Genomic DNA, 11,730 nt, shown 5'->3' with positions numbered 1-11,730 from the left:
GAATTTGATATTTTTTTTTTAGAACTTGTGTCACGGCTTTTTGATTTGGCTTCTAACCCTCTTTAATTCCCGGTAACTCCCTCCGACTCCTGTTGATGAAAGGACCGTGATTAATGCGGAGTGAAAAGGTTGATAATTTTGTGTTTATTGAGAAATTGCCGTATTTTTGCGCTCTAATATTAATAGGATTCATATATGAATTACGGATATGTTAAAGTAGCGGCGGCTGTACCCCGTGTGAAGGTAGCGGACTGTAAGTTCAATGCCGGACAGATTGAAAAAGAGATAATCATTGCCGATGGGAAAGGCGTGCGGATTATTGCCTTTCCGGAGTTGTGCATTACCGGATATACATGCGGAGACCTTTTTGCCCAGCAACTCTTGCTTGAAGAGGCTGAAATGGGGTTGATGCAAATTCTGAACAATATCCGCCAGATGGATGTCATAGCCATTCTCGGTATGCCTGTACCCTTGAATGGGGCATTGCTCAATGCCGCAGTGGTGATACAGAAAGGCAGGATACTGGGAGTTGTCCCTAAAACCTATCTTCCCAACTACAAGGAATTTTACGAGAAACGTTGGTTTACATCCGCATGCGAGGTGTCGGAAACCACCGTACGTTTGTGCGGACAGGCAGTGCCTATGGGGCGGAACTTGCTTTTTGAGACGGCAGATGCCACTTTCGGTATCGAAATCTGTGAGGACTTATGGGCTCCCATTCCGCCGAGTTCTGCTTTGGCATTGCAGGGAGCCGAAATCCTTTTCAACCTCTCGGCGGATAACGAGGGAATAGGCAAGCACGCTTATCTCCGTTCGCTCATCAGCCAGCAGTCGGCGCGTTGCATTGCAGGATATGTGTTCAGTTCGTGCGGTTTTGGAGAATCCACTACGGATGTGGTTTTTGCAGGCAACGGGTTGATTTACGAGAATGGCATGTTGCTGGCAAGCAGCGAGCGCTTCTCTTTCGAAGAGCAGATGGTGGTCAGTGAAATAGATGTGGAACATATACGTACGGAGCGCCGGGTGAACACTACATTTGCGGCTTGTCATGCCAATTGTGCATCGGAAGTACCGGTGCGCATTCTTGCGGAACATGTCACCCCGGGTGATTTAAATCTGACACGGACTTTCGATCCGCATCCGTTCGTTCCTCGCGGAGCCGCTTTGAATGAGCGTTGCGAGGAGATATTCTCCATACAGGTATCGGGCTTGGCGCAACGCCTGGTACACACCAATGCCAAAAGTGCGGTGATAGGCATATCCGGCGGTTTGGATTCTACGCTGGCATTGTTGGTCTGTGTGAAAACATTTGATAAGTTGGGATGGGACCGCAAAGGGATTATCGGCGTGACGATGCCGGGGTTCGGCACTACCGACCGGACGCATACCAATGCTGTCGCTCTGATGACCTCGTTGGGGGTAACCATACGCGAGGTCGGCATAAAGGATGCCTGCATACAGCATTTTGAGGATATAGGACACGATATAAACGTACATGATGTGGTGTACGAAAATTCGCAGGCGCGTGAACGTACGCAGATATTAATGGATATCGCCAACCAGACTTGGGGCATGGTTATCGGCACGGGCGACTTGTCGGAACTTGCTTTGGGATGGGCTACATACAACGGCGACCACATGTCTATGTACGGTGTCAACGGAAGCATTCCCAAAACATTGGTGAAGCACTTGGTGAAGTGGGTGGCGGAGAATGATATGGACGAGGCGTCGCGTGCCACGCTGTTGGACATTGTGGATACTCCCATCAGTCCGGAACTTATTCCGGCAGATGAGAACGGAAACATCAGGCAGATAACGGAAGACCTTGTAGGTCCGTACGAATTGCACGATTTTTTCCTTTATTATTTCCTGCGCTGCGGTTTCCGTCCTTCCAAGATATTCTTCCTTGCCGCGCGCACATTTAAGGGTGTTTATGACGAAGCTACTATAAAGAAGTGGTTGCAGACTTTCTGCCGCCGTTTCTTCAATCAGCAGTTCAAGCGTTCCTGTTTGCCGGACGGGCCTAAAGTGGGAAGCATTTCCATCAGTCCGCGCGGAGATTGGCGGATGCCGAGCGATGCCTCGTCGGCGATGTGGCTGAGGGAAATCGAAGATTAAAGATTAGAGATTGAAAATGGGGAGTTAGGGGAGAGGTTGGAATGGAGACTTGCGTTGGTGATGCTAAAGTTCTACTCTGCAACGCTAACGTTCAACGTTGCGATGCTAAAGTACAACATTGCGCCCCCCGGTTCTCAACTCCCTGTTTTTTGAGTTTTTTCCGGTCTGTTTTCCTCTTTTAAGCGGATTATCAGAGCCTGTTTAAATTTTTTCAGCATTATTTTGACGGTTCTTTTGCGAGAAATTACTTGCAAATTATTAATCAATAATTTGCAAGTAATAAGTCAGAAATATGGTCGTAACCTTTAATGGTACATTCTAAGGGATGAAGATTTAATACTTTTATTGGTTCTTAATTCTTTTGGGTTGTTCCTTTTATTACCTCTCTGCAAGATGGATATTTGTCCATATTGGAGACATAGGCAGAGTCACTTCAATCTGTAGTCAATGCTTAGAGACTCCACTTCAACAACTGCACTTCCGTCAACGATATAAAAAAGATTATCGCCACCACTTTCTTCATTATCCTTTCGAACTGCTTGTCGTTGGTGTTGTCGTCAATGTAGTATGCTGCAATGAAAGACAATACTACCGATGCGATTAACAAGACAGTACCAATCTTGCTGTGCTGGAAATTGACATACACTATTATAATCCCTATTACTACACAGAGCATTAAGAGACCCTTAAGTTGTACATTCGTTTTCATTGCTTATATCCTTTCTATTGTTTCGCTTTATCTTTTATGACGGGGATGTTGAAGAAGCCGTTTTGAAGAGTGAAGATGTAGGTGTCACCCGGATTGGCTTGGTTGTAGGTGGTTTTGCCTACTCCTATACTTTTGTCTTTGAAGTTTTCGCTTTTAAAGTGGAAAATTATTGTATAGCGGTGATAATTTATTCTTTTACCACCATAACGTACTTTGTTGATTACCGTTACTGTTTCTTCATAATCAGGGTGATTTGTTGGCAAGTAGAAGTTGAGCAAAAATATTATGCTGAAGATAGCTGTTGCTATCAGTATTGCCATCACCGAATGTATGAACGCATAGAATATACCTCCGAGGTACTCTTTCCAATTCCAAACAATGTCCTTGTCTCGGATTAGACGGACGACACCTATTGCAAGACCGATTATCGCAAATGGTATGTACCAACGGTTGTAACTTACCAGTGTGTTGTTTCCTATTTCAAGTGCCAAAAGACAGAAACTCAATGCAGGTAGGATGATCCACCAAGGCAAATTCTTGGATTGACCTTTTTCTGCTTTACTATGTCGTTTTTGCTGTTTCATGCAACATTGAAATTTATGATTGGAGTAACTATTTCAATAACTTTCTGTCACCATTGATGTCGCTTTCCAAGACACTCATCTGATGAATGGCAATTTGGTTTAGTTTAATAAGCCGTTCTCCTTGTGATATGCCCTGTTCTATAAATACGGCATTCAGGTTTTCCATATTCGATAGGCAAATTAATTCGTTAATTGTGGCACAGTCACGTATATTCCCTTTCAGGTCGGGATTGGCTTCTCGCCACTGTTTTGCTGTCATCCCAAACATCGCCACATTCAATACATCAGCTTCATTGGCATAAATGATACTTGACTGTTTGGGCGTTACTTCTGCCGGAATAAGATTCTGTTTGATTGCATCGGTGTGTATGCGGTAGTTGATTTTCGATAGTTCCCGTTTGGCAGACCACCCCAACAGATGTTGTTCCTCCGTTTTAAGCCGCTGGAACTCCTTGACAATGTAAATCTTGAATTCGGGACTTATCCACATGGCAAACTCAAAGGCTATATCCTTGTGAGCGTATGTCCCCCCGTATCGTCCGGCTTTTGCTTGCACACTTATCGCATTTGTACGAGCCACAAATTCCTTGACGCTTATTTTGAAACTGTTTAGTCCGGACTGATTTCTAATTGTGGCGAATTCGCCATAATTAAAATTGGGATTATATACCTTTTCCCAAATACCGATGTATTCAAGGGTGTTACGATTACGTAGCCAGTCGGTTATGAAAAATTCTCCGTCTTTGGCACGTAGCATATCAGTCAGGCAGATGTAATCCTCTCCATCTACTTTTATAACATTGACTTCGGTATTTTGAACTGTTACCTTTGCCATACATATTTGATGCTTTAATTCGTTTACAAAGTTACTCTTTTTATTCGGTTGTACGTCAAGTTATTACGATTATTATCACTAATATCCGACTCTGTTTATCTTCCATTGAAAAGCCTCTCTTCTGCTAATCGTCGTAATGACCCTCTGCCACATTATCGACTTCCCGGTTGACTTTGATTTACTCCCGACTATCCAAGTCGCCTTTTTACTGGCAGTGGAGCAGAGGAAGTTCCCGGCTGTACGGTGCGATTGCTTGTCATCCCCGCACAAATTAAGCGCACCCTTGATGTCTGATACCTGCTCCGTATCGAAACGAGGCTTGTAATAATCCTTAACCAAACAGATGACATTGTTTACCGCTTGACTATCACCGCATATCGGGGTGGTTATTGTCGCTCATCGTAAACGGTTGTAAACCCTTATCAACTACCTGTACAATATAACAAAAAATAAGCTTCGCAAATTCTCCACGTCAGAAATATGTATCAAAAATATGTGGAAATTTGAGAAGCGACAAAAAGTAGCAGAAAAGTGTTGAATTATAGAATGTATTGGTAATTAAAGGTTTATACTTGGATGTTTCTGATTGCTTTTGCTTGTTCTATGGTTCTAAATACAATGAACAGACCGGAAAGAACCTCGAAAGAAGCTAAAGAAAAACTTTTTGAAGAAAACTTAAAAACAGGCTCTTAATAATACCTCTTATATATTTTTTTATACTCCTTTCCTTTTTTGAATTTCTCCAGCCAACTGTTCAGGCTGTCCAAAAGCACCGGAGATTGCTTGCTCACACCCCATGAGTAGAATTGGGTGAAGCTGATGGCGGTGTTTATGTCTATTTGCGGCAGGCTGTCGGCAGCGGCACGGGCGATGCTTTCATCGCATACCGCATAGTCGATATCACCATGTGCCACGAGTGCGATAAGTTGTTCGGAACCGTATTTCTCTATTTCATTAATATAGATGGTATCACCGATTTCGTTTCCTAAATTGCGGATGCGCAGGATGGAAGGCGAGCCTTTTACCACATTCAGCGTCTTTCCCGCTAAATCCAGTTGGCTTGTGATAAACAGGGAGTCGTTGGGGGCGTCTGCTTTGCGTTGTACCAATACTTGCCTGTTCAGGACGATTGGAGAAGTGAGAAGTAGGGAGTCCTTCAATTCGCTGGTTACCAGGATGCCGTATGCTATGACATCAAACTTGCCTGCCGCCAAGCCTTCCAGGCGTTCGTTAAAACTCATTTCGGGAGTAATGGCTACTTTCAAACCGTGGTCGCGCGCAAAGGCTTCTATCAGTTCGTAGTGAAATCCGGACAGCGTGTCTCCATCTACATAAAAGCTGATGGAATTATATTCCGTAGCCGCACGGAGCATGCCGTCTGCCGCAATTTCGGCATAGTCGCGGGGATGCCGTTTGCCGGTTTCTTTCTTAGGCAGCACGAATGTGGCGACAAGTGCGGTCACTACTCCTAAGATGATATACTTCAACAATTTGGCATTTCTCATGATGCAGGACGGTGTTAATCGTAAAAATTCCATGAAATGCCAATCTTGAACAGGCGCGGATTGATAGGATAATGCGGTACAAGGAAGTAATTGCCTTTACCCATTCCGGCATTGACATGGTACATCATGGCAAAGATACGTGTCCGCTTCAGGTGCAGGTTGGCGTATACATTTACAATCGGATAACCGCCAATCTCTACCTGGTCGTCTGCCGCCTGAAGATGGAACTGCTGGATGGCGGCAGTATAGGCAGGCGCGTTGTATTTGGTGAAATAGCGAACGTCCGCACCAAGTTGCACGGTCAGCACTTTCTTGGCTATTCTGGTAAGCAGGTACAGATTGTGATACAGCGAAAGTTGCGGCAGCGGCAATACGGTCTCGTTGCTCGACTTCTGCCAGGTCACTTCGTTGTCCAAGTGCAGGATGCCTAAACGGAAATCCTGCTTCAGCATGGCGGAAAGCACCTGTATGTTGCCGCTTTCCTGTGCGGGCATGCCGTGTTGGTCGAAGTAGGTGTAGTTCTTTATATTTTCTACACCGGCGCGCAGGTTTGTTTTCCAGCGTCCGATGTTCAATTCACCCTCTACGCGTGTACGGAACTCCTTGTCCATGTTTTCGTTGTCCCAATAGTAATGGTTGGAGTGGTAATGGCGCATATAGAAAGAGGGAAGCGTGTTGCTTACGTAACCTCTTGCATAGAAGTTCACCGTGTCTTTCCAAAGGCGGAAATTCAAATCGAGGTCGGCATTGACGCGGAACTGTCCGAGAGCCTTGTCTACGATGCCCACTTCACCGTTCACGTTGTAGTGCAGCGTTTTACCCTGGCGTTTGGCAAGTTCGCCGCCCACGAATATCTCCTGTTCGTCGAAGTGGGTGCGAGACAGCGTATCCATTAGTTCATAACGGCTGAACTTATGTGATATATAGGCTGTCAGCCCGGCTTTGGCATATTTGTTGAAACCTTCGAGCAAGGCGATGCCGAACACATTCTTTACACTGAAGGCAGTGGTGGAGTCACGGCTGCCCATTTCATTGAAGTATGTATTGGGATATTGTCCTTCCTTTTCTTTGGCGGACGAGAATTTGTGGCGTGTCCGTTCCACTTTAAGAGTGTGTATAAAGCTGGTGACGGGAACAAATTCTTCGGTTATAATAGTGTCTTTGGGCAGGGGCACGCTGTCGTTGGCAGCGGCTATGCCGGGTGTCTTGGCATCCTCTATGGTTGTTGTCTCGCGTGTAAAGCCTAAGCGGTAACGGTGTGTCAGGTATACGTAGAAGTCCTTGTTTTTGTTTGCCGTCTGCTCCAGCCTGACGGGAATGGTGGTGGACTCGTACTCTTTTTTGCCTTCCGCCATGTCTTCCGGGCGCGTGATGTAACGGTCGTCCTGAATACCGCCGTTCTCGTTCATCTTCATGATGAAGTTGTTATATACAGCCTGCATCTGATATTTGCTACCGATATAGCTGGCGAATATTCCGGCATTGAAGTTTGATGTGGATTGGTTCTGGTAGTATCCCCGTCCGTACAGATAGTCTATGTTGAAGCCGAAAGCCAATCGTTTGTTGGCGTTTACCGAGAAGTAAGATTTGAAACGTTCTTCACCGTTGACCTTGTTTCCTGCCTTGTAGTAAGTAAGATTGGTGAAAGGTATATTACTGTTGGTGAATTTCACTTCATCGGGACGGACAAAGAAACTGGAGAAAGGCTCCATGAAGATGGTCGGCTCATTGTCCCTGCGCTCGAAGAAGATACGCGACAGGCGGGGAGAACCCAGGTTGCCCAAATAATTATAATGTCCGTACATGCCCTCTACCAAGTTCGTATTCTGGAAGTTCAGATTGGCGGTGTCGGCGGGGATAATCGTACGGTTACCCAATGTTTCGCTCAAACGCCACATGTAAAGTTTGGGAGGAAGGCTTTGGATTTCCGTATTGGTGCTGTCTTCCAGGTTATCCGGTAGTGTGTTGGGGTCTACCTGGTTACCGAAGCGGTCACGTCCCGTTGCAGGATCCATACGGTTGAAAGGGGTTTGCGCCCCTGCCTTTAAGATACCTATAATGGATAGAAATATATATGTCAGTACAATCCGTCTCATAATTAGGCGCAAAGATACAATAAAAAATTATTCGCTTACGGAAATCACTCTTTTTTGCTTCTTTTTTGCAATTAGGCAATTCATACGGGAGTCGTGCGGAGAGTATTTGCCTAAAAGATGTTGTTACTTGAATAAACATATATAAAAAGGAGAATGTACCCATGTTCCGATAGTCATATCATCCTGTTATTCAGAGAATGTAGTGAAGACTGTCGGAAGATGGGTACATCCCCCTTTATGATGTTACTGTCTTTTCAGACTTCCTTTATCAGTTCCATCCCTCTTTTGATAGCCTCTTCGTTCATAGGTATCAAATGGTGGTGACGTTCGGGAAGTGTCTTTTTCAATCCTTTGATGACGTTCTCCAAGGTCACGATGGGAGCGATTTTCAGCAGTCCGCCAAGTACGATCATGTTGAATGCTTTCGCGTTATTCATTTCATTCGCCGCGTCCATGGCATCGATGCGGTAGACGTGGATATCCTTTCGCGTCGGCGGGTTGATGATGCCGTAACCGTCGTAGATAAGAATGCCGCCCGGCTTTACCTTACTCTCGAATTTCTCCAATGAAGGTTGGTTCAGGATGATGGCTGCATCATATTTACTCAGGATGGGTGAGGAGATTTTCTCATCGCTTACTATTACGGTCACGTTTGCCGTACCGCCGCGCTGTTCCGGTCCGTAGGCGGGCATCCAGGTAACCTCTTTGCCTTCCATCAGTCCGGAGTATGCCAAAATCTTTCCCATGGACAGTACGCCTTGTCCGCCGAAGCCTGCTATAATGATTTCTTCTTTCATTGTTCTTTTGTTTTAGTTGACGAAGTTTTAGTTGATAAGTTTGCGGTTGGGAGATTACGGTGCCAACCTCTTCCCCCGTTCCCTTATTAACCGATTTATTTGTCTTTCAAGTCACCCAATGGATAGAAGGGGAACATGTTCTCTTGCATCCATTTGTTTGATTTGTCCGGAGACATCTTCCAGCCGGAGTTGCAGGTGGAAACAATTTCCACAAGGTTGGACCCTTTGCCTGCCATGGAGTTCTCGAACGCCTTGCGGATGGCTTTCTTTGCCTTGCGGATGGCAGGAACCGTATCCACGCTCTGACGGGTTACGTATGCCGTGCCTTCCAGTTGTGCGGCGATATCCGCCATCTTCAGCGGATAGCCGTGCAAGTGTACGTCACGACCGTATGGGCTGGTAGAGGTCTTCATGCCCACAAGGGTAGTGGGAGCCATCTGCCCGCCGGTCATACCGTAGATGGCGTTGTTGATGAAGACAATGGTGATGTTCTCTCCACGGTTCAGCGCATGGATGGTTTCGGCAGTGCCGATACAAGCCAAGTCGCCGTCGCCTTGATAAGTAAACACCAGACGGTCCGGCCACAGGCGTTTGATGGCGGTGGCAACGGCAGGAGCACGTCCGTGGGCGGCTTCTTGCCAGTCGATGTCTATATAGTTGTAGATAAATACGGCACATCCCACGGGGGAGATACCTACGGCTTTATCTTCCAATCCCATTTCTTCGATTACTTCGGCAATCAGTTTGTGAACCACGCCGTGGCTACATCCCGGGCAGTAGTGCATGGGATTATCGTTCATCAAAGTCGGTTTCTTGGCAACCAGGTTTTCGGGTTTGATAATATCTTCTTTTGTCATAATCACTTCTCCTTATCTGTTGGTGAACCGTATGAAAAACTCCATGACCTTTACGAATATAGCTGCGCCGCAAACGTATATAAACAGTTTGAAGTCGTCTTTTGCTACAAAGTAGACGATGATAGCTGCCAGGGCAAGTATCAGGAAGAGAATATTCAGTACGTTTCTTATTTTATCAGGATTCATTTCTTAAATTGAGAATTGAGAATTAAAATTTAAAAATAAAAATGGAGTCGGTTGAGATTTCTTAATTCTCAACTCTCAATTTTTAATTTAGCAAGTGCCGCTACAATCTCATCCGGATCGGGAACAATACCGCCGAGCCGTCCGAAGTGTTCCACTTTCACCTTGCCGTTTACGGCGAGACGGACATCTTCAATCATCTGCCCGGCGTTCAACTCCGTAACCAGTATGCCTTTCACCTTGTCGGCGTATGTGGCAATGGCTTTGGTCGGGAACGGCCATAGGGTAATGGGGCGGAGCATTCCGACCTTGACACCTTCTTCACGCGCCATTTCCATGGCTTTCTGCCCGATGCGTGCCATAGAACCGAAAGCCACAATCAGGTATTCGGCATCATCGCAGTGAATTTCTTCGAAGCGTACTTCGTTCTCTTCGATTTCTTTGTATTTCGCCTGGAAACGGATGTTGTTCTTCTCCATTTCTTCCGGTTTCAGTTCCAGTGAGGTGATGACGTTGGGCTTGCGGCCATTGGTTCTGCCGGTAGTGGCCCACGGGCATTGCTCGATGACTTCGGCATCCGTACGGCGCGGCTTTTGTGCGGGAAGAACCACTTTCTCCATCATCTGCCCGATTACACCGTCGGCAAGGATGATAGCCGGGTTGCGGTATTTGAAAGCGAGTTCAAATCCCAGGCTTACGAAATCTGCCATTTCCTGTACGGAAGCAGGTGCAAGGGCTATGAGGCGATAATCGCCGTGGCCGCCGCCTTTTACGGTTTGGAAATAGTCTGCCTGGCTGGGTTGGATGGTTCCCAGTCCGGGACCGCCGCGCATCACGTTTACTATCAGGCACGGCAATTCGGCTCCCGCAATGTAGGAGATGCCCTCCTGCTTCAGGCTGACACCGGGGCTGGACGAAGAGGTCATTACCATTTTTCCGCTTCCGGCGCCACCGTATACCATATTAATAGCTGCCACTTCGCTCTCTGCCTGGAGCACTACCATGCCGGTAGTTTCCCACGGTTTCAGTTCGGCGAGTGTTTCCAATACTTCCGATTGGGGAGTAATGGGATAACCGAAGTATCCGTCGGCACCGCAGCGGATGGCTGCATGGGCGATGGCTTCGTTTCCTTTCATCAATACAACTTCTTCTGCCATATTCTTCTTATTATTTTATTCTACTTTTACTTTATAAACCGAGATACACCCGTCCGGACATACGGTTGCGCACGAACTGCATCCGTTGCAGGTATCCTCCAATATTTGGTGGGCATAGTTATACCCTTTCACGTTCACCTCTTTGGTGAGGGCTATTACATTGAGCGGACAAGCCACGACACACAGGTTGCAGCCTTTGCAACGCTCGGTATCTACTACGATTGCTCCTTTGATTTTTGCCATAATTTATATTCTTTATGTTTATTGATTGTACATGTCCTTATGATAGAAATTCAGAATGTCCATTACCATGCCATAAGCTTGCCGGGCGGGGCTGTCCGGGTCAAGGTCGATGGCATAGCGGTAGTTGTTCAACGCCTGCTGCCAGTTGCTTTGCTTGCGGTAGGCATTTCCCAAAAGGTAATAGGCTTCGGCTTTTTCGGGGAAATCGGTCCGCAGCATTTCATTGAGCCGGAGGATGGCTTGCTCTACGTTTCCCTGATTGATAAGCTCTTTTATGGTATTTAATTGCTCCATGTCATTTTGAGTTCCGGATTATTGAAATACAAAGATAGCTTTTATTTAAAGATGGCAAGCAACTTTATCGTGAAAAATAAGAAAATAGCAAGACAAATGTAAAAAAATCTTCTCTTGCTTTCACAGTCAGGACGGAAAAAGGGGCGATTTCGTAACAGTTTCTTATAAAAATGTGCAAATTCAGGATAATATGTATTTCTCTTGATGCCTGCTTCTGTCCGGTTGGTTTTGTTGGATGAAGGAATTTGTATAGTATTTGGCAGAATTAATATGTCTCCTCTAACTCTCTTAAATGAAAGAACCGTGTGCCTCCGGTCGATTATTTACATCAAACATTTGGTAAATTCGAAAA

The 11,730-nt window shown here is 45.9% G+C and carries 12 protein-coding genes; 1 reads left to right on the top strand and 11 read right to left on the bottom strand.

Annotated elements, in window-relative coordinates; translation table 11 throughout:
- Nucleotides 1-195: 195 nt before the first annotated feature.
- On the top strand, nucleotides 196-2,118 hold the full coding sequence (locus QZ327_RS08465; RefSeq protein ID WP_294618636.1) for an NAD(+) synthase: 1,923 nt from the start codon (nucleotides 196-198) through the stop codon (nucleotides 2,116-2,118).
- 451 nt (nucleotides 2,119-2,569) lie between these two features.
- Here QZ327_RS08465 and QZ327_RS08460 read toward each other — a convergent pair whose 3' ends face one another.
- The 11 genes from QZ327_RS08460 to QZ327_RS08405 all read right to left on the bottom strand — a co-directional run bounded on the left by QZ327_RS08460 (nucleotide 2,570) and on the right by QZ327_RS08405 (nucleotide 11,378).
- The gene (locus QZ327_RS08460; protein ID WP_294618635.1) at nucleotides 2,570-2,827 is read right to left on the bottom strand and encodes a hypothetical protein; all 258 of its coding nucleotides are present in this window, start codon (nucleotides 2,825-2,827) and stop codon (nucleotides 2,570-2,572) included.
- 14 nt (nucleotides 2,828-2,841) lie between these two features.
- Complete coding sequence (locus QZ327_RS08455; protein WP_294618634.1) at nucleotides 2,842-3,411, bottom strand: hypothetical protein; 570 nt, start codon at nucleotides 3,409-3,411, stop codon at nucleotides 2,842-2,844.
- 28 nt (nucleotides 3,412-3,439) lie between these two features.
- The gene (locus tag QZ327_RS08450) at nucleotides 3,440-4,246 is read right to left on the bottom strand and encodes a KilA-N domain-containing protein (RefSeq protein ID WP_294618633.1); all 807 of its coding nucleotides are present in this window, start codon (nucleotides 4,244-4,246) and stop codon (nucleotides 3,440-3,442) included.
- A gap of 689 nt (nucleotides 4,247-4,935) precedes the next feature.
- Nucleotides 4,936-5,751 carry a transporter substrate-binding domain-containing protein gene (locus tag QZ327_RS08440; RefSeq protein ID WP_294618632.1) on the bottom strand — a complete coding sequence of 272 codons (816 nt, stop codon included), beginning with the start codon at nucleotides 5,749-5,751 and terminating at the stop codon, nucleotides 4,936-4,938.
- Nucleotides 5,752-5,765: 14 nt separating this feature from the next.
- Nucleotides 5,766-7,847 carry a putative porin gene (locus QZ327_RS08435; RefSeq protein ID WP_294618631.1) on the bottom strand — a complete coding sequence of 694 codons (2,082 nt, stop codon included), beginning with the start codon at nucleotides 7,845-7,847 and terminating at the stop codon, nucleotides 5,766-5,768.
- 254 nt (nucleotides 7,848-8,101) lie between these two features.
- Complete coding sequence (locus QZ327_RS08430) at nucleotides 8,102-8,644, bottom strand: 2-oxoacid:acceptor oxidoreductase family protein (protein WP_294618630.1); 543 nt, start codon at nucleotides 8,642-8,644, stop codon at nucleotides 8,102-8,104.
- A gap of 95 nt (nucleotides 8,645-8,739) precedes the next feature.
- Nucleotides 8,740-9,501, bottom strand: coding sequence for a thiamine pyrophosphate-dependent enzyme (locus QZ327_RS08425; protein ID WP_294618629.1), 762 nt, complete (start codon nucleotides 9,499-9,501; stop codon nucleotides 8,740-8,742).
- A gap of 12 nt (nucleotides 9,502-9,513) precedes the next feature.
- Nucleotides 9,514-9,687, bottom strand: a complete 174-nt coding sequence (locus QZ327_RS08420) for a hypothetical protein (RefSeq protein ID WP_294618628.1) — start codon at nucleotides 9,685-9,687, stop codon at nucleotides 9,514-9,516.
- Between the two features lie 68 nt (nucleotides 9,688-9,755).
- On the bottom strand, nucleotides 9,756-10,841 hold the full coding sequence (locus QZ327_RS08415) for a 3-methyl-2-oxobutanoate dehydrogenase subunit VorB (protein ID WP_294618627.1): 1,086 nt from the start codon (nucleotides 10,839-10,841) through the stop codon (nucleotides 9,756-9,758).
- 15 nt (nucleotides 10,842-10,856) lie between these two features.
- Nucleotides 10,857-11,084: a ferredoxin family protein gene (locus QZ327_RS08410; protein ID WP_004289820.1), complete on the bottom strand. Its 228-nt coding sequence runs from the start codon at nucleotides 11,082-11,084 to the stop codon at nucleotides 10,857-10,859.
- A gap of 18 nt (nucleotides 11,085-11,102) precedes the next feature.
- The gene (locus tag QZ327_RS08405) at nucleotides 11,103-11,378 is read right to left on the bottom strand and encodes a tetratricopeptide repeat protein (RefSeq protein WP_294618626.1); all 276 of its coding nucleotides are present in this window, start codon (nucleotides 11,376-11,378) and stop codon (nucleotides 11,103-11,105) included.
- Nucleotides 11,379-11,730: the final 352 nt, after the last annotated feature.

Origin of the sequence: uncultured Bacteroides sp. (assembly GCF_910578895.1) — a bacterium.
Classification (GTDB): domain Bacteria; phylum Bacteroidota; class Bacteroidia; order Bacteroidales; family Bacteroidaceae; genus Bacteroides.
Note: the sequence above shows the minus strand (reverse complement) of the source record. Positions and strands in the feature narration are given on the sequence as shown.